This window comes from Amycolatopsis vancoresmycina, from assembly GCF_000716785.1.
GTDB classification, from domain to species: domain Bacteria; phylum Actinomycetota; class Actinomycetes; order Mycobacteriales; family Pseudonocardiaceae; genus Amycolatopsis; species Amycolatopsis vancoresmycina.
This window is the reverse complement of sequence record NZ_JNYY01000022.1, coordinates 26732-42882: the sequence shown is the minus strand read 5'-3', so window position 1 is coordinate 42882 and position 16151 is coordinate 26732. Positions and strand designations below refer to the sequence as shown.

General features: G+C 71.4%; 18 protein-coding genes and 1 tRNA gene. 12 read left to right on the top strand and 7 right to left on the bottom strand.

Translation table 11 applies throughout. From position 1 onward, the window contains the following. Window positions 1-52: 52 nt before the first annotated feature. Window positions 53-970, bottom strand: coding sequence for an LLM class flavin-dependent oxidoreductase (locus tag OO60_RS37035; protein WP_033263100.1), 918 nt, complete (start codon window positions 968-970; stop codon window positions 53-55). Window positions 971-1045: 75 nt separating this feature from the next. Between OO60_RS37035 and OO60_RS37030 the strand changes: the two genes are divergently transcribed. Beyond that, complete coding sequence (locus OO60_RS37030; protein ID WP_003062145.1) at window positions 1046-1819, top strand: helix-turn-helix transcriptional regulator; 774 nt, start codon at window positions 1046-1048, stop codon at window positions 1817-1819. Here OO60_RS37030 and OO60_RS37025 read toward each other — a convergent pair. Both OO60_RS37025 and OO60_RS37020 read right to left on the bottom strand, forming a co-directional pair. Next, complete coding sequence (locus OO60_RS37025; protein WP_003062142.1) at window positions 1795-2274, bottom strand: DedA family protein; 480 nt, start codon at window positions 2272-2274, stop codon at window positions 1795-1797. The genes OO60_RS37030 and OO60_RS37025 overlap by 25 nt on opposite strands. Continuing rightward, a complete protein-coding gene (locus OO60_RS37020; RefSeq protein WP_033263099.1) occupies window positions 2246-2842 on the bottom strand; it encodes a class I SAM-dependent methyltransferase in 597 nt (198 codons plus the stop codon). Before OO60_RS37020 ends, OO60_RS37025 begins: the two co-directional genes overlap by 29 nt. 133 nt (window positions 2843-2975) lie before the next feature. On the opposite strand from OO60_RS37020, the gene OO60_RS37015 reads away from it, so the two are divergent. The 3 genes from OO60_RS37015 to OO60_RS37005 are packed head-to-tail and all read left to right on the top strand — an operon-like array spanning window position 2976 to window position 5985. Next, entirely contained in the window at window positions 2976-4094 is a 1119-nt protein-coding gene (locus tag OO60_RS37015; protein ID WP_240490604.1) for a sensor histidine kinase, read from the top strand. Further along, on the top strand, window positions 4091-4747 hold the full coding sequence (locus tag OO60_RS37010) for a response regulator (RefSeq protein WP_003062133.1): 657 nt from the start codon (window positions 4091-4093) through the stop codon (window positions 4745-4747). Before OO60_RS37015 ends, OO60_RS37010 begins: the two co-directional genes overlap by 4 nt. A gap of 56 nt (window positions 4748-4803) precedes the next feature. After that, window positions 4804-5985: a PQQ-dependent sugar dehydrogenase gene (locus tag OO60_RS37005; protein WP_003062132.1), complete on the top strand. Its 1182-nt coding sequence runs from the start codon at window positions 4804-4806 to the stop codon at window positions 5983-5985. A 203-nt stretch (window positions 5986-6188) separates the two neighbouring features. On the opposite strand, the gene OO60_RS37000 is transcribed toward OO60_RS37005, so the two are convergent. Further along, the gene (locus tag OO60_RS37000) at window positions 6189-6917 is read right to left on the bottom strand and encodes an SDR family NAD(P)-dependent oxidoreductase (protein WP_003062129.1); all 729 of its coding nucleotides are present in this window, start codon (window positions 6915-6917) and stop codon (window positions 6189-6191) included. A gap of 30 nt (window positions 6918-6947) precedes the next feature. Between OO60_RS37000 and OO60_RS36995 the strand changes: the two genes are divergently transcribed. From OO60_RS36995 to OO60_RS36985, 3 genes are read left to right on the top strand one after another with little or no spacing between them, the layout of a single operon-like run. Further along, window positions 6948-7451: an isochorismatase family protein gene (locus tag OO60_RS36995; protein ID WP_003062126.1), complete on the top strand. Its 504-nt coding sequence runs from the start codon at window positions 6948-6950 to the stop codon at window positions 7449-7451. Beyond that, a complete protein-coding gene (locus tag OO60_RS36990) occupies window positions 7448-7840 on the top strand; it encodes an NUDIX hydrolase (RefSeq protein ID WP_003062122.1) in 393 nt (130 codons plus the stop codon). The genes OO60_RS36995 and OO60_RS36990 overlap by 4 nt, the downstream gene beginning before the upstream one ends. Window positions 7841-7867: 27 nt before the next feature. Then, window positions 7868-8206, top strand: coding sequence for a hypothetical protein (locus tag OO60_RS36985; protein ID WP_155848836.1), 339 nt, complete (start codon window positions 7868-7870; stop codon window positions 8204-8206). Window positions 8207-8284: 78 nt separating this feature from the next. Here OO60_RS36985 and OO60_RS36980 read toward each other — a convergent pair whose 3' ends face one another. Then, window positions 8285-8878: a TetR/AcrR family transcriptional regulator gene (locus tag OO60_RS36980; RefSeq protein WP_003062116.1), complete on the bottom strand. Its 594-nt coding sequence runs from the start codon at window positions 8876-8878 to the stop codon at window positions 8285-8287. A 92-nt stretch (window positions 8879-8970) separates the two neighbouring features. Next, on the bottom strand, window positions 8971-9936 hold the full coding sequence (locus OO60_RS36975; protein ID WP_003062113.1) for an acyl-CoA desaturase: 966 nt from the start codon (window positions 9934-9936) through the stop codon (window positions 8971-8973). A gap of 204 nt (window positions 9937-10140) precedes the next feature. Here OO60_RS36975 and OO60_RS36970 point away from each other — a divergent pair. The 5 genes from OO60_RS36970 (at window position 10141) to OO60_RS36950 (ending at window position 15478) form a co-directional block, all read left to right on the top strand. Next, window positions 10141-10212, top strand: a tRNA-Gln gene (locus OO60_RS36970). A 37-nt stretch (window positions 10213-10249) separates the two neighbouring features. Then, the gene (locus OO60_RS36965) at window positions 10250-12004 is read left to right on the top strand and encodes a GGDEF domain-containing protein (RefSeq protein ID WP_003062110.1); all 1755 of its coding nucleotides are present in this window, start codon (window positions 10250-10252) and stop codon (window positions 12002-12004) included. Between the two features lie 48 nt (window positions 12005-12052). Beyond that, window positions 12053-13525 carry a bifunctional UDP-N-acetylglucosamine diphosphorylase/glucosamine-1-phosphate N-acetyltransferase GlmU gene (gene glmU / locus OO60_RS36960; RefSeq protein WP_003062107.1) on the top strand — a complete coding sequence of 491 codons (1473 nt, stop codon included), beginning with the start codon at window positions 12053-12055 and terminating at the stop codon, window positions 13523-13525. Then, the gene (locus OO60_RS36955; RefSeq protein ID WP_003062104.1) at window positions 13522-14502 is read left to right on the top strand and encodes a ribose-phosphate diphosphokinase; all 981 of its coding nucleotides are present in this window, start codon (window positions 13522-13524) and stop codon (window positions 14500-14502) included. Before glmU ends, OO60_RS36955 begins: the two co-directional genes overlap by 4 nt. A 109-nt stretch (window positions 14503-14611) precedes the next feature. Beyond that, complete coding sequence (locus OO60_RS36950; protein ID WP_003062100.1) at window positions 14612-15478, top strand: TIGR03621 family F420-dependent LLM class oxidoreductase; 867 nt, start codon at window positions 14612-14614, stop codon at window positions 15476-15478. Here OO60_RS36950 and OO60_RS36945 read toward each other — a convergent pair. Continuing rightward, window positions 15472-16113, bottom strand: a complete 642-nt coding sequence (locus OO60_RS36945) for an NAD(P)-dependent oxidoreductase (RefSeq protein WP_003062098.1) — start codon at window positions 16111-16113, stop codon at window positions 15472-15474. The genes OO60_RS36950 and OO60_RS36945 overlap by 7 nt on opposite strands. Window positions 16114-16151 lie beyond the last annotated feature (38 nt).

Below are 16151 nucleotides of genomic sequence, written 5' to 3'. Positions count from 1 at the left end.
GTGAGAAACAGGGTTAGAACACTGTTTCTCACTCACGAGCGCCACGGCAGACTCACGACCGGAGGATGCGGACCACCTCCGCAACCCGGGGCAGCTGCTCGTCGAACACCTTCGGGTCGGTGCTCGCGATCCGCAGCAGGAAGTGCTCCACGCCGTCGTAGGTCCGCAGGTGCGCCGCCACCTCCGCGGCGCTGCCGGTGACCTGCATCTGGATCCCCTGCACGAACGCCGCCGGTCGCCCGTAGTTCGTCAGGCAGTACTCCTCCAGCAGCTCGCGCCCGCGCACCGGGTCGTCCTCCACCAGGACCGTCGCGAACAACGCCGGCGTCACCGGCCGCGAAGCCGTCGCGCGGATCGACGCCAGGCCGGTGCCGTAGTCCGCCGGGTCCGGCGGGTACGGCAGCCAGCCGTCGTACAGGCGGCCGACGCGCTCCAGCGCGCCCGGCGTGTACGCCGCCAGCCACACCGGCGGGCCGCCCGCGCGGGCCGGGGCCGGGAACACCGGCAGGGAGTCGTGGTGCAGCACCGAGCCGTGGAACGCGGACTCGCCGCGCCACGCGGCCCGCCAGAGCGCCACGATGTCGTCCAGCCGGGCCCGCCGTCGCTCCCACGGCACGCCCGCGAAGGCGAACTCGGGTTCGCTGCGCCCGGCGAACCCGGCGCCGACCGCCACGGTGAGCCGCCCTTCGCTGAGCAGGTCGAGGGACAGCAGCTGGTTCGCCGTCAGGATCGGGTTCCGCAGGGCCGGGAGCAGCGCGGCCGTCCCCAGCGTCACCCGGTGCGTCCGGGCGGCGAAGGCGGCCAGGACGGTGAGGGCGTCGAGGGGAGCCCGCGCGAGGGTGTCGCCGACCCAGACCGAGTCGAGGCCGAGTTCTTCGGCGGAAACGGCGGTGCCGACCAGCTCGGGCGCGGTCCGCCCGGCGTCGAGGATGGGCTGGTAGGTCGGGACGACCAGGCCGTAGTTCGTCATGGCCGCAGCTTCGCCGGAACCGGGGTATGCCCTCAATTCCTCGCGGGGAATGGCGCGGCCGGTGATGATGGGCGCGTGAACTTCGGAACGGCGCTGAAGGACTGGCGCACGCGGCGGCACCTCAGCCAGCTCGACCTGGCGTTGCGCGCCGGGACGACACAGCGGCACGTGAGCTTCATGGAGAGCGGGCGCTCGCTCCCCGGACGCGGCATGGTGCTGCGGGTCGCCGAGTCGCTCGAACTGCCCCTGCGCGAGCGCAACGGCCTCCTGCACGCCGCCGGTTTCGCGCCGTCCTACCCCGAAACGAAGCTCGACGACCCGGCGATCAAGCCCGTGCTCGACGGCCTGCGGCGGCTGCTCGACGGCCACCGCCCCTACCCCGCGATCGTCGTCGACCGCCACGGCGTGCTGGTCGCCGCGAACGACGGGTTCCGGCTGCTCACCGAGGGGGTCGCACCGGAGCTGCTGAGCGAACCGGTGGACACCCTGCGGCTGGCGCTGCACCCCCGCGGGATGGCACCGCGCGTGGCCAACCTCGACGACTGGGCCCGCCACATCCTCGAGCGGCTCCGCAACGACCTGGCCCGCACGCCGGACGACCGGCTGGCCGCGCAACTCGCCGAGCTGGCGGGATACCTGCCGCCCGCGGGGCCGCCCGGCCCGGAGCACCTGGGGTTCGCGGTCCCGGTCCGGCTGGCCACGTCGATCGGCGAGCTGCGCCTGATCACCGCGATCACGACGTTCGCGACGGCGGCGGACGTGACCGTGTCGGAGCTGAAGCTGGAGACGTTCCTGCCCGCGGACGCCGAAACCGCCGAACGCCTTCAGAGCACCAGCGCCGTCGTGTGACCCACCAGCAGCTCCGCGGTGGCCCACAGCACCGCCGCGGCCACGCTGCCGGCCGCGAACCGGGGGTACGGCATCGCCGCCGAGCCCGCGACGCGCGGCACCAGCGTGCGGACGCCGGCCAGGCAGCGGCCCGCGATCACCGCCGGGACGCCGTAGCGCGCGACCGCCCGTTCCACGCGCTGCCACCGGTCCCGGTGGGACAGCCGCGGTCCCCAGCGGCGGCCTTCGAGGTAGGCGAGCTGGTCGCCGAGGACGGCCGCGCCGACGGCCACCGCCCAGGCGAGTCCGAGGTGGAGCGTGCCCCGCTCGGCGAGGAAACCCATCAGCAGCAACGTCGACAACGTCGGCAGCACGATGCCCGGCAGCACCGCGGTTTCCGCCGTGATCACCAGGGCGCAGACCAGGTAGACGACCGCCGGGGGCGCGTCAAGCAGAGGCCGCAGCAGGCTGTCCACGCCGGGTCCTTCCCACCGCCACCGGCAGCGCCGCGCGGTAGACGAACGCGGGCGGCAGGTTGCCCCAGACCACCGAAGTCCGCTCCACGACGGCGAAACGGCTTCGCAGCGACGCAGCGAAGCGGCGCGCGGGCGGTGTCCAAGCCGCGTGGGCGTACGCGAACGTCGTGAAGCGGCCGTTCGGGGCCAGCGCCGCGGTGACCGCGTCGAGGATGCGTTGCTGCCGGGCCGCCGTCATGGCCGTCCACGGCAGGCCGGAGACGACGACGTCGACCTTCTCCAGTGCGAGGTGTTCCGCCGAGCCTGTGACCACGTCGACCTGCGGAAAGCGCTCGCTCAACGAAGCCGCGAAACGCGGGTTGATCTCTACGGCCGTCAGCCGCGCTTCGGGGCGAAGCAGCGCGAGGACCGCTTCGGTGAACACGCCGGTGCCCGGACCGAGTTCGGCGACGCACGCTGCGCGCTCCAGGCCGAGGCCCGCTGTCATCGCGTCGGCCAGCCGCGGCGAGCTCGACGCGATCGCGCCGGTCAGGACCGGGTGGCGGAGGAATTCCCTGGTGATCGACATGGCCCCGACGCTAGGAACGGCCGGGGTGGCCGCGAATCCGCCGGACCGGCCGGTCCGCGTCCTCCCCCAGGAGGACCCGATCGGGCCCGGGGAAGGACGCCCCGGGCGGGGTCCCGGCATTACGTTCGGGGACGTGGAACATCTCGTGAGGTGGGTGCGCCGCCACCGCTGGACCGTGGACTTGCCGCTCTACGGCGTGTTCGTCTTCCTCGCGCCCGGCTGGTCCGGCGAAGAGCCGTGGACCACGCGCGCGGTCCCGATGCTGTTCCTGCTCCCGCTGCTGGTGCGGCGCCGGTTCCCGCGCACGGTCGCGGTGCTGGTCATCGCCGGGGCGGCGGCGGTGTACTTCAACGACATCTGGGCGTACGACCGCGGCCGCACCGAACTGGCGATGGCGGTCGTGCTGTTCACCCTGGTGAAACGCCGGGACCGGTGGTTCGCCGCGGTGATCGCGGTGGCGGTCGTCGTGCTCGGCGTCCAGTGGGTCACCCTCTACGCCCCGGAAACCGCCAACCCGACCTTCACGATGCTCGGCATCCTGCCGCTGCACATCGCGGCGTGGGCGCTCGGGGAGTTCTTCCGCAAGCAGGAGGAGCTCGCCGCCGAAGAGAAGAAGCGCGACGAAGCCCAGACCCGCGCGGCGGTCGCGGAAGAGCGCACGCGGATCGCCCGCGAGCTGCACGACGTGCTGGCGCACAGCATGAGCGTGATCGTCCTGAACGCCGAGGGCGCGAAGCTCGCCCGGCACCGCGATCCCGACGCCGTCGACCGCACGCTCGACACGATCGTCCACACCGGCCGCGACGCGCTGGCCGAGCTGCGGCGGCTCCTCGAAGTCCTGCACGCCGGCCAGGCGGCGCGCAGTCCCCAGCCGACGCTCGCCGAACTGCGCGGGCTCGTCGACCAGTCCGGGCGCGACGTCAGCCTCGACGTCACCGGCGACCCGGGCAGGCTGCCCGCGAGCGCCGCGCTGCAGGCGTACCGGATCGTCCAGGAGGCACTGACCAACATGATCAAGCACGCCCCGGCCGACGCGACCGGCCGCGTCGGCGTCGTCTACGAGCCCCCGGAGGTGCGGATCGAGGTGACGAACACCGGCGGCCACGCACCACCGTCACCGGCCCTGCCCTCATCCGGGCGGGGGCTGGCAGGCATGCGCCAGCGCGTCGAGATGTACCACGGCAAGCTGTCGACCGGCCCGCTGCCGGACGGCGGGTACCGGGTGTCCGCGAGCCTGGTGGTGGGACCGTGACTACCCGCATCCTCCTCTGCGACGACCAGCAGCTCGTCCGCGTCGGCCTGCGGATGATCGTCGAAAGCCAGGACGATCTCACCGTCGTCGGCGAGGCCGGCAACGGCGAAGAAGCCATCGCCCTCGCCCACGAGCTGCAACCCGACCTCGTGCTGATGGACGTCCGGATGCCGGTGCTCGACGGCGTCGCCGCAACCGGGCGGATCTGTGCCGAACTGCCGGACGTGCGCGTCCTCGTCATCACCACCTTCGACCTCGACGAATACGCCTACGCCGCGCTGCGCGGCGGGGCCAGCGGGTTTCTCGTGAAGGACGCGCCTTCGGAAGAGATGCTCGTCGCGATCCGGGGTGTGCTGCGGGGCGACTCGATGGTCTCGCCGTCGGTCACCCGGCGGCTGCTCGACCGGTACCTCGCCCACGACCGCGCCCCGGTGGACGTCGCGAAACTCGGAGTGCTCACCGAACGCGAGAAGGACGTGCTGGGCCTCGTCGCGCGCGGGCTGTCGAACGGCGAGATCGCCGCGAAGCTGTACATCGGCGAGACCACGGTGAAAACGCACCTGGGGCGGATCCTGAGCAAGCTGCAGCTCCGCGACCGGGTGCACGCGGTGGTCTTCGCCTACGAGTCCGGCCTGGTGCGACCAGGCTCCTGAGGGCACGAACGTGGCTTCGAACGGCGATTTCACCCGTTGCTGGCAGGATGGGCCGTATGCGGCGTGCGCTGGGTCTCATCGGTGTGGTGTCCCTGCTGGTCCTGGGCTGCTCCGGGGCGGCGAGCGAACCCGTCCAGAGCGTGCCGCCCGCGGCCACGCCGGCCGCCGCGTCCGGGAAGTTCAAGGTCGAGACGGTCACCGCCGGGCTGGAACACGGCTGGGACGTCGGGTTCCTGCCCGACGGCGGCATCCTCGTGCCGCAGCGGCCCGGCAAGCTCGCGCTGATCCGCGACGGCAAGGCGGCCGAGGTGCGCGCCGACTTCTCCGACGTCCTCGTGCAGGGCGAAGGCGGCCTGCTCGGCATGGTCATCAGCCCGGACTTCACGACCAGCCGCGAGTTCATCACCTGCCAGGACCACCAGGAAGGCGGCAAGGCCGTCGACATCCGGCTGGTCACCTGGCGGCTCGCCGAGGACGGCACGAGCGCGACCAAGGTGAAGGACCTGCTCACCGGGCTGCCGGTGAACCCGAGCGGACGGCACTCCGGCTGTCGCCCGACGTTCGCCCCGGACGGCGCGCTGCTGGTCGGCACCGGCGACACCGCCCGCGCCTCGATCGCGCAGGACCGCCACTCCCTCGGCGGCAAGGTGCTGCGGCTGGACGCGAAGACCGGGAACCCATTGCCGGACAACCCGTTCATCACGTCGAAGGACCCGCACGAGCGGCTGATCTACACCTACGGCCACCGCAACGTCCAGGGCGTGGCGATCCGGCCGGGCAGCGGCCAGGTGATCACCGCCGAGCACGGGCCGACGTTCGACGACGAGGTCAACCTGCTGAAGCCGGGCGCCAACTACGGCTGGGACCCGTCCAAGGGCGGCACGGACTCCAGCTACGACGAGAGCGTGCCGATGACCGACCTCAAGCGGTTCCCGGACGCGGTGAGTCCACTGTGGACGTCCGGGAAGATCACCGAGGCGATCAGCGGCGACGCGTTCCTGACCGGCGCGCAGTGGGGCAAGAACGACGGCGCGCTCGTCGTGGTGGCGCTCAAGGGGCAGAAACTGCTGCTGTACCACCTGGACCCGGCCGGCAAGGTCCTCGACGTCACGCTGCCGCCGGAGTTCGACGACAAGTTCGGCCGCCTGCGCGCGGTCCGCAGCGGCCCGGACGGCGCCCTGTACGTGACCACGTCGGACGGGACGAACGACAAGCTGCTGAAGGTCACGCCCGCCTGACCATGAGAAAAGCACGGCCGCGAGGGTGCCGTGGACACTTCCGCCCGGGCGGCGGAGCGCGGAACATGGTGTGAGCCAAGAGTTTTTCGCCCGCCCCCGACGCGTGTTGGACGCGGTCCGAAGAAAGCGTTCCCGCGGCAGCACCGCGCCGGTCCCCGGGCGCCATCGCCGACCTGGCGCCCGAGGACCGGCATCCAGAACTGCTAATTGCCCAGGTGAGCCCCGCCGTTGACGTGCACCACCTGCCCGGTGACGTGCCCCGCGGCGGGGCTCGCCAAGAACGTCACCACGGCGACGACGTCTTCCGGCGTGCCGGGTCGTTTGTTCATCGTGTTGCCGATCAGCCACTCGCGACGGCGGTCGCTCAGCTGCCCGTGGAAGAACTCGGTGTCGCCGACCAAGCCCGGCGCGACGACGTTCGCGGTGATCCCGCGCGGCCCGAACTCCCTGGCCACGCTGACGTTCCACGCTTCGACGGCGGCCTTCGCGGCACCGTAGGACCCGGCGCCGGTGTGCGCGGCGATCGAGCCGATGGTGACGATCCGCGCCCCGTCGGCGAGCCGGTCGCGCAGCGCGTGCGTCACCAGCGCGGCACTGACCACATTGGACCGGAGGTTCCGTTCGAACGCGGCCGCGAAGCCGGCCAGCCCCGGTTCGCCGCCGCCGTCGAGGAAGTCCGTGTTGCCACCGGCGCTGTTGACGAGCACGTCGACGCGCTCGGGCAACTCCGCCAGTGCGGCCTCGACGGCGGCCGGATCGGCGGCGTCGAACACGACGGGCCGCGCGCCGGCCAGCGTCGCGGCTTCGGTCAGCACCTGCTCGCGGCGCCCGGTGATCGTGACGCGCTCGCCGGCCTCGGCGAAGGCCGCCGCCACGGCGTAGCCGATGCCCGTGCCGCCGCCCGTCACCACGATTTCCCTGTTGTTCCCCATGCCCCCGACCCTAGTGCCTAGGATCGCGGGATGACCGAGATCGACCCGGCCACGTCCGCGCTCGTCCTGATCGACCTGCAGGCGCGGATCGTGGCGCTGCCCACCACGCCGTACACCGGCGAAGAAGTCGTCGCGAACGCCCTGCGCCTGCGGGACGCGTTCCACAAGGCCGGAGCGCCGGTGGTGGTCGTGCGGGTGTCGCGGCCGGACAACCCGCCGGGCAACGAACTGGTCTTCGAGCCGGAAGACGACAAGGTCGTCACGAAGTACACGATCGGCGGGTTCGCCGGCACCGGCCTCGACGAGTACCTGCGCGGCGCCGGGATCCGCACGCTGGTGTTCGGCGGCATCGCGACGGAGTTCGGCGTGGAGTCGACCCTGCGTGCGGCCTCCGACCACGGCTACAACACGGTCGCGGTGTCCGACGCGATGACCGCGCTGTCCGCGATCTCGCACGAGAACGCGATCACGAAGATCTTCCCGCGGCTGGGCACGGTCGTGACGACGGACGAAGCCGTGGCGGCGCTGGCGTGATCGACAAGGTCACCTGGATCCACGTGGCGGACGGCCGCGTCCTGGCCGCGCGCTCGCGCGGCAAGGACCGGTTCTACCTGCCCGGCGGCAAGCGCGAGCCGGGCGAGACCGACGCCGAAACGCTGGTCCGCGAGATCCGCGAGGAGCTGTCCGTCGAAATCGACCCGGCCTCGATCGAGCCGGCGGGCACGTTCGAGGGCCAGGCGCACGGCCACGCGGAGGGCACGGTCGTCCGCACGACGGCCTACTCGGCGAGGTTCAGCGGAGAGCCGCGGGCCAGCGCGGAGATCGAGGAGATCGCGTGGCTCGGCTACGCGGACCGGGACCGGGTTTCGCTGGTGGCGCAGCTGATTTTCGACCACCTCCGCGACGCGGGGCAGCTAAGGTGAACGTCATGCCGACCAAGCGAAAGGGCAATGCCGCGTAGGCCGCCCGCCCGGCTGCGAGCCGGCGCTCCGCCCGTCCCCGCCGAGCCGGTGCCCGGCCTTTCCGCGCAGGGCCAGGCGGCGATCGCCCGCCTGGAACACGACCGGTTCCACCCCGGCGCCACCGCGGTGGCCCTGCGCGTGTGGGCCGGGTTCGTCCGCACCCCGATCCACCGCCTGTGGGACCCCCGCCACGGCTGCGGAGTGGCGGAATGCTGCCCCGACCCGGAGGAAGTCCGCGCTCTCCTGCACGCGGTGGCGCATGCGCTGCCGCCGAAGGGCGCCCGGATTTTCCGCGCACGGCTCGCCGAGCTGGACGAGCTCTGGTGACGACGGGGAACTCGGCTGCGATGAGCGGCGCGCGCCGCCGGACCCGGCACGAGCTCCAGGTCCTCGGAACCCGCCGCGCTAACCCAGCCGCAGCTTCGGTTTGTGCTCCAGGTGCGACAGCCCGTTCCACGCCAGGTTGACCAGGTGCGCGGCCACCTCGTCGCGCTTCGGCTTGCGTGCGTCCAGCCACCACTGGCCGGTCAGCGCGACCATCCCGACCAGCGCCTGCGCGTACAACGCCGCCAGCTTCTCGTCGTAGCCGCGGGCCGCGAACTGCTGGGCCAGGATGTGCTCCACCTGGCTCGCGATGTCGTTCAGCACCGTCGAAAACGTCCCCGTGGAGCTGGCCACCGGGGAGTCGCGGACCAGGATGCGGAAGCCGTCGTGGGAATCCTCGACGTAGGACAGCAGCGCCGTCGCCGCCTGCTCCAGCATCGCGCGCGGGTGTCCGCCGTGGAGGGTCGAGACCATCCGGTCGAGCAGCAGCTGCGTTTCGCGGTCGACGACCACCGCGTAGATGCCCTCTTTGCCGCCGAAGTGCTCGTACACCACCGGTTTCGACACGTTGGCGCGGTGCGCGATCTCCTCGATCGACGTGCCGTCGAAGCCCTTCTCGGCGAACAGGGCCCTGGCCACGTTCAGCAGCTGCTGGCGCCGCTCGGTGCCGGTCATCCGGACCCGGGTCACCGGGGCGGCCGGACGCGCCCCGGTGACCTGCTCACGCTTCGAACGTCGTCTCCCCGCCACCTGATCAGCCTAGTTGACTAGGCTTTTTCCGTCGCGATACGGGCCAGGCGCTGCGGCGTCGGCCAGCGCACGTCGTGCACCCAGCCGAACTTCTCGAAGATCCAGATCAGCCGCGCGGAGATGTCGATCTGGCCGCGCTTGACACCGTGGCGGGCCGACGTCGGGTCGGCGTGGTGCAGGTTGTGCCACGACTCGCCGAACGAGAAAATCGCCAGCGGCCAGAAGTTCGCCGACTTGTCGCGGGCGGCGAACGGGCGCTCGCCGATCATGTGGCAGATCGAGTTGACCGACCAGGTCACGTGGTGCAGCACGCAGATGCGGACCAGCCCGGCCCAGAAGAACGCCGTCACCGCGCCCCACAGCGACCACGAGATCAGGCCGCCGAGCAGCGCCGGCAGCAGCAGGCTCACCAGGGACCACAGCCAGAACAGGTCGTCGACCTTCTTGATGGCCGGGTCCTTCACCAGGTCCGGCGCGAAGCGCTCGGCGTTGGTCTGGTCGCGCTCGAACAGCCAGCCCATGTGGGCGTGCCAGAACCCCTTGGCGATGGCCCACGGCGAGGTGCCGAACGCCCACGGCGAGTGCGGGTCGCCGTCGCGGTCGGAGAACGCGTGGTGGCGGCGGTGGTCGGCGACCCAGGTGATCACCGGGCCCTGCAGGGCGATGCTGCCCGCGATGGCCATGAACACGCGCAGCCACTGCTTGGCCTTGAACGAGCCGTGCGTGAAGTAGCGGTGGTACGACACGGTGATGCCGAGCCCGCTGATCGCGTAGAACACCACGAAGATGCCGACGTCGACCCAGCTCAGTCCCCAGCCCCACGCGAACGGCACCGCGACCAGCAGGGCCACGAGCGGTGCGATCACACCGAAGTAGACCGACAGCTGCACGCCGATGCCGCGCGTGCCGTCGATGACAGGTTTGGGCCCCTTGGGAGCCGGCGACTCCCCGGCGGGCTGGGAACGGTCGAGCGTGGCCGTCATACGCTTCACTTCTTCCTACACAGGCACACTCTTACCAAGGGCGCCCTAACCTACGATGCCGTAAGTTACGGTACAGGAGGTTCGGGCGGCTGGGGAGAGCCCGAACTCACACCGGTACTTCGGAACCGGGTACCCGGCAGACGGGCGCGTAACGCATCCCCCGCGCGGACGACACCCGATCGTCGCTATCCTGACCAGGATCGATCCGCCGTAGTGTAATCGGCAGCACTTCAGATTTTGGTTCTGACAGTTCAGGTTCGAATCCTGGCGGCGGAGCAGCAGAAGGAACCGGCAAACCCACGACACCGGGAGGTTGGCGCTGACCGACGAGGCGACCGACCCGGTCACGGCCAGGCGGCCCGCGCTGGCCGAGATGTCCGACGCCTGGCTGGTCGGGCGCGCGCGGGAACTGGGTGCCGCCGTCCAGCGGCACGAATACACCCAGCAGCTCGAGATCGTCGCGATGATGGACGAGCTGCTCGACGAGACCCAGCGGCGCGGCGAACCACTGCTCGTGGCCCAGCTGCTGCGCTCGTCCGCGCTGGCCCGGCTGGCCACCAAGGGCCTGGCCGCGGAGGCCGAACCCCGGCTCGACGAGATGCTCGCGCACACCCGGCGCCACGGCATCGCCCTGCTGCGGGCCGACGCGCACGCCCTGCGCGGGCGCCGGCTGGTGGCCGCCGCCCAGGAGGACGCGGCCCTCACCGAGATCGCCCGCGCGCTGGCCATCCTGGACGACTCGACCATCCCGGACCGGCAGGTCGGGCTGCGCGCCTGGAACCGGCTGCTCTCCTCGACGCTGATCGACTGCTGGCTGGTGCTCAACCAGCTCGGCGTCTACGAAGCGGCCGAAGAGGTGATCGGCCGGGCCGCGGCGGCGATCCGCGAGAGCGCGAGCCCGCACGACATCGCCCTGCAGCTGATCAACCGGATCAAGATGCTGCTGGGCTGGGGCCTGCGGCTGGAACGCATCGACGAGTACGACGAGAGCGCCGAGAAGTTCCGCACCGCGGCGTCGATGGGCGCGGCCGCCGAAGGCCCGTTCGCCGAGTCGCTGTTCCCGCGCAAGGCGAACGTCGCGGCGATCGACCAGGTCGGCGTCCTGGCCGCGGCGCCGGCGCTGAACCAGCCCGGCGCCGAGCACATCGACCGGCTGGAGAAGCTGCACACCGAGCGCGCCTTCGGGCACGACCGGGAGATCGTCGCGATCGCGCTGGCCCGCTGCCTGGACAAGGAGGGCCGCCGCGAGGAGGCCCTGTCGGTCCTGCGCGAGACGCGCCAGTCGATCTCGGACGACACCTCGCAGCCGTCGATGCGGCTGAACATCGCCCGCGAGCTGGCCCGGCTCGACACGACCCCGGACTACGCGTCCGGCGCGAGCGAGTCGCTGATCGACTACGCGCGGCGCCTCGAGTCGGAGATGTGGAGCCTGCGCGAGTCGCAGATCGCCACGCTGAACGCCCGCCGCGAGCACGAACGGCTGTCCGCCGAGCACGGCGCGATCACCCAGCAGGCCCTGCAGGACCCGCTCACCGGCCTGCCGAACCGGCGCGCGCTGGACGAGAAGCTGCGCCAGCTCGCGTCGTCGGCCGACGCGCAGCCGCTGGCGGTCGCGCTGGTCGACCTCGACGGCTTCAAGGGCGTCAACGACAAGCAGTCGCACGCCGAAGGCGACAACGTGCTGCGTGTCGTCGCGAGCACCCTTCGTGACGCTCTGCGCGGTGACGACCTCGTGGCCCGCTACGGCGGCGACGAGTTCATCGTCCTGCTCCCGGGCACCCCGGCGTCCGCGGCGAAGATGGCGCTCGGCCGCGCGGTGAAATCCGTCGCGAACCTGCCGCACCACCTCTCGCACGGCGTCACGCTGTCCATCGGGCTCGTGTCGCTGCGGCCGCAGGAGCGCGGCGAGCAGGTCCTCGCCCGCGCGGACGCGGCCATGTACCAGGCGAAACGCGGCGGCGGCAACCAGGTCGCGTCGGCCAACTCGATGGCCGCCGACCCGGCCGGAGCATGGGCGACCGAGGCACCACCCACCGACCCCGCGTGGGACGCCGAAGACCACAGTTAGGATCGGTGCCCGACAGAAGCCACTCATTGGTAACCGTTGGGAGCGCCGTTGACCGGCCCGCTGAGCACGTTGATCCTGGCCGCGGGTGAAGGCACCCGCATGCGTTCCTCGACGCCCAAGGTGCTGCACCCGATCGCCGGGCGCCCCCTCGTCGAACACGCCGTCCGGGCCGCCGCCGGCCTGGGCCCCGAACACCTCGTCGTGGTCGTCGGCCACGGCCGCGAACTCGTCGGCGAGCACCTGGCGCAGGTCGGGACCGCCCTCGGCCGCGCCGTCGGCACCGCGGTGCAGGACCAGCAGAAGGGCACCGGCCACGCCGTGTCCTGCGCGCTCGCGACCCTGCCCGCCGACCTCACCGGCACCGTGCTCGTCAGCTACGGCGACGTCCCGCTGCTCGACACCGCCACCCTCGGCGCGCTGCTCGACGAGCACACCGAGGCGAAGAACGCCGTCACCGTGCTCACCTCGGTGGTCACCGACCCGACCGGCTACGGCCGGATCGTGCGCGACACCGCCGGCAAGGTCACCGGGATCGTCGAGCACAAGGACGCCACCCCGGAGCAGGCCGAAATCACCGAGATCAACTCCGGCGTCTACGCCTTCGACGCCGCGGTGCTGCGTGACGGCCTCTCGCGTCTCTCGACCGACAACGCGCAGGGCGAGCTCTACCTCACCGACGTGCTCGGCATCGCGAACGGCGACGGGCTGCACGTCGGCGCGCTGGTCGTCGACGACCCGTGGCTGACCGAGGGCGTCAACGACCGCGTGCAGCTGTCGGCGCTCGGCGCCGAGCTCAACCGCCGGATCGTGCAGCGCTGGCAGCGCGAGGGCGTCACCGTCGTCGACCCGGCCACGACCTGGATCGACGCCGGCGTGACGCTCTCCCGCGACGTCGTCATCCAGCCCGGCGTGCAGCTCAAGGGCACCACGTCGGTCGGCGAAGGCAGCACGGTCGGGCCGGACAGCACGCTGACCGACGTCACGATCGGCGCCGGCGCCAGCGTCGTGCGGGTCCACGGCTCGGACTCGGAGCTCGGCGACGGCGTCAACGTCGGCCCGTTCACCTACCTGCGGCCGGGCACGAAGCTGGGCGTCAAGGCGAAGCTGGGCGCGTTCGTCGAGACGAAGGCGGCCGAAATCGGGGCCGGCACCAAGGTGCCGCACCTGACGTACGTGGGTGACGCCACGATCGGTGAGCACAGCAACATCGGGTGCTCCAGCGTGTTCGTGAACTACGACGGCGTCAACAAGCACCGGACCGTTATCGGGTCGTATGTCCGGTTGGGCGCGGACAACACGTTCGTCGCCCCGGTGCACATCGGTGACGGCGCTTACAGTGGGGCAGGTGCCGTGATCCGCGAAGACGTCCCGCCGGGCACACTCGCGGTGTCGGCGCCGCCGCAGCGCAACATCGAAGGCTGGGCGATCCGGCGCCGGCCGGGTACGCCCGCGGCGGAGGCGGCCCAGGCCGCCCTCGACGCCGATTCAGCAGCAGGAACCGACGGGGAGTCGCCAGCATGAGTCCGAAGCAAGGGACGCCGAAGAAGAACCTGATGCTCTTCTCCGGACGCGCGCACCAGGAGCTCGCCGAAGAGGTGGCCCAGCACCTCAACGTGACGATCACCCCGCAGACGGCGCACACGTTCGCCAACGGCGAGCTGTTCGTCCGGTTCGAAGAGTCCGTCCGCGGTACCGACGCCTTCGTCATCCAGGCGCACACCACGCCCATCAACGAGTACGTGATGGAGCAGCTGATCATGGTGGACGCGCTCAAGCGGGCGAGCGCGAAGCGGATCACCGTGGTGATGCCGTTCTACCCGTACGCGCGCCAGGACAAGAAGCACAAGGGCCGCGAGCCGATCTCGGCGCGGCTGATCGCGGACCTGTTCAAGACCGCGGGCGCCGACCGCATCATGACCGTCGACCTGCACACCGCGCAGATCCAGGGCTTCTTCGACGGCCCGGTCGACCACCTGATGGCGCAGACCGTGCTGGCCGACCACATCAAGGCCACCTACGGCGACGCCGACATCACGGTCGTCTCGCCGGACTCGGGCCGCGTGCGGCTGGCCGAGAAGTGGGCGCAGCAGCTGGGTGACCGCCCGATCGCGTTCATCCACAAGACCCGCGACCCGGACAAGCCGAACCAGGCCGTCGCCAACCGCGTGGTCGGCAAGGTCGAGGGCAAGCTCTGCGTGCTGATCGACGACATGATCGACACCGGCGGCACGATCGTGAAGGCCACCGAGGCCCTGATCGACGAGGGCGCGGCCGACGTCGTCATCGCGACCACGCACGGCATCCTGTCGGACCCGGCGACCGAGCGGCTCTCGCAGTGCAAGGCGCGCGAGGTCATCGTGACGAACTCGCTGCCGATCCCGGAGGAGAAGCGCTTCGAGCGGCTGACGGTCCTGTCGATCGCGCCGATGCTCGCCGAAGCCATCCAGCAGGTCTTCGAAGACGGCTCGGTGACGTCCCTCTTCGACGGCAACGCCTGACCGCTCGTGAGTGTTTAGGGCGGTTAGAACCGCCCTAAACACTCACGAGCTTTTCCGCCGGGCGCGAAAGGCGGTCTGCGCGGGGGCGTGCGGCGCTAGCGTGCCGGACATGGGGAAGTTCAAGTTCGGCGTCAGCCTCCGCGAGATCGGCAGCCGGGACGCCTGGATCGCCAAGTGCCGGCGCGCCGAGGAACTCGGCTACGACGTCATCACCGTGCCCGACCACCTGGGCACCGGCCGCTTCGCGCCGTTCCCGGTGCTGGCCATGGCCGCCGCCGTCACCGAACGGCCGCGGCTGGGCACCCTCGTCTCCAACGTGCCCTTCTACAACCTCGCGCTCTTCGCGCGCGAAGCGTCCACCACGGCCGCGCTGCTCGACGGCCGCCTCGACCTGGGGCTCGGCGCCGGGCACATGAAGAGCGAGTTCGACACCGCCGGGCTGCCGTGGCATAAGGCGTCCGAGCGGATCGGCTACCTCGAAGACAGCCTCGGTTACCTGCGAAAACACTTCGAGGACGAAGGCATCCCGACGCCCCCGCTGCTCATCGCGGGCAACAGCGACGGCGTCCTGGACCTGGCCGCGGAGCACGCGGACATCGTCGGCTTCGCCGGGCTCCGGCAGCAGCCCGGCAAGCCGCCGGGCACGTTCAAGCTCGACAACGCCGAAGCCGTGGACGAGCGCGTCGCGTACTTCCGGGGCAAGACGAGCCGCGACCTCGAACACAACATGCTGGTCCAGCACGTCGAGATCACCGACGACCGGGAGCAGGCCGCGGAAGCGTGGCACGAGCTGACCGAGCGGACCGCCGTCGCCGACGCCCGCGAGCTCCTCGACGCGCCCCAGCTGCTGCTGGGCACGGTCGAGGAGATCGCCGGACAGCTCGAACAGCGGCGAGAACGCTACGGCTTCTCGTACATCACGGTCTTCGAAGCAGCCCTCGAGACCTTCGCCCCGGTGATCCGCGACCTTCAGTAAGCGACGGTGAACCGCGCCCGGCGGTGCTTCGGCTGCTCGATCTCGTCGACGTAGGCGATCGCGAAGTCGTCGCCGCCGATGTGCGACTTGCCGTTCTCGTCGGTCACCAGGACGTCCCCGCCGAGGCGGAACTCGCCGCGGCGCTCACCCGGCGTCCAGGCACCGAACTCGGCGGCGGGGCTGACGTAGAACCAGTCGAGGTCCTCGGGCTGCTCGCGCAGCAGGCCGAGCACCTCGGCGTGGCTGCCGGCCTCGTCCTTGTACTCGTCGGGGAACTCCGGGGTGTCGAACAGCCGCGGGCCGCCCTCGGCGACCAGCAGGCTCGCCGCGCCGCCGACGAACGACAGGCGGACGCCGTTCTCGCGCGCGATCCGGGCGAGCGACGGCACGGCGTCGATCAGCTTCTTGCCGTCGATCGCGCGCGCCGGGGTGGCGACCACGAACACGTCGGCGTCCTTCGCCAGTCCCGCGACGAACTCCTCGTCGTGCAGCGAACCCTCCCGCTCGTCGACGCCTTCGGGCGCCGAACCGGGGTTCCGCGCGACGCCGACCACCTCGTGCCCGCGCCGCACCGCCTCGGCGCCGATCCTGCCCCCGGCGTACCCGGTCCCCCCGAAAACCACCAGCTTGGCCATGTCGCTTCTCCGTTCGTCTCGGCTGTGCGCAGCCGATG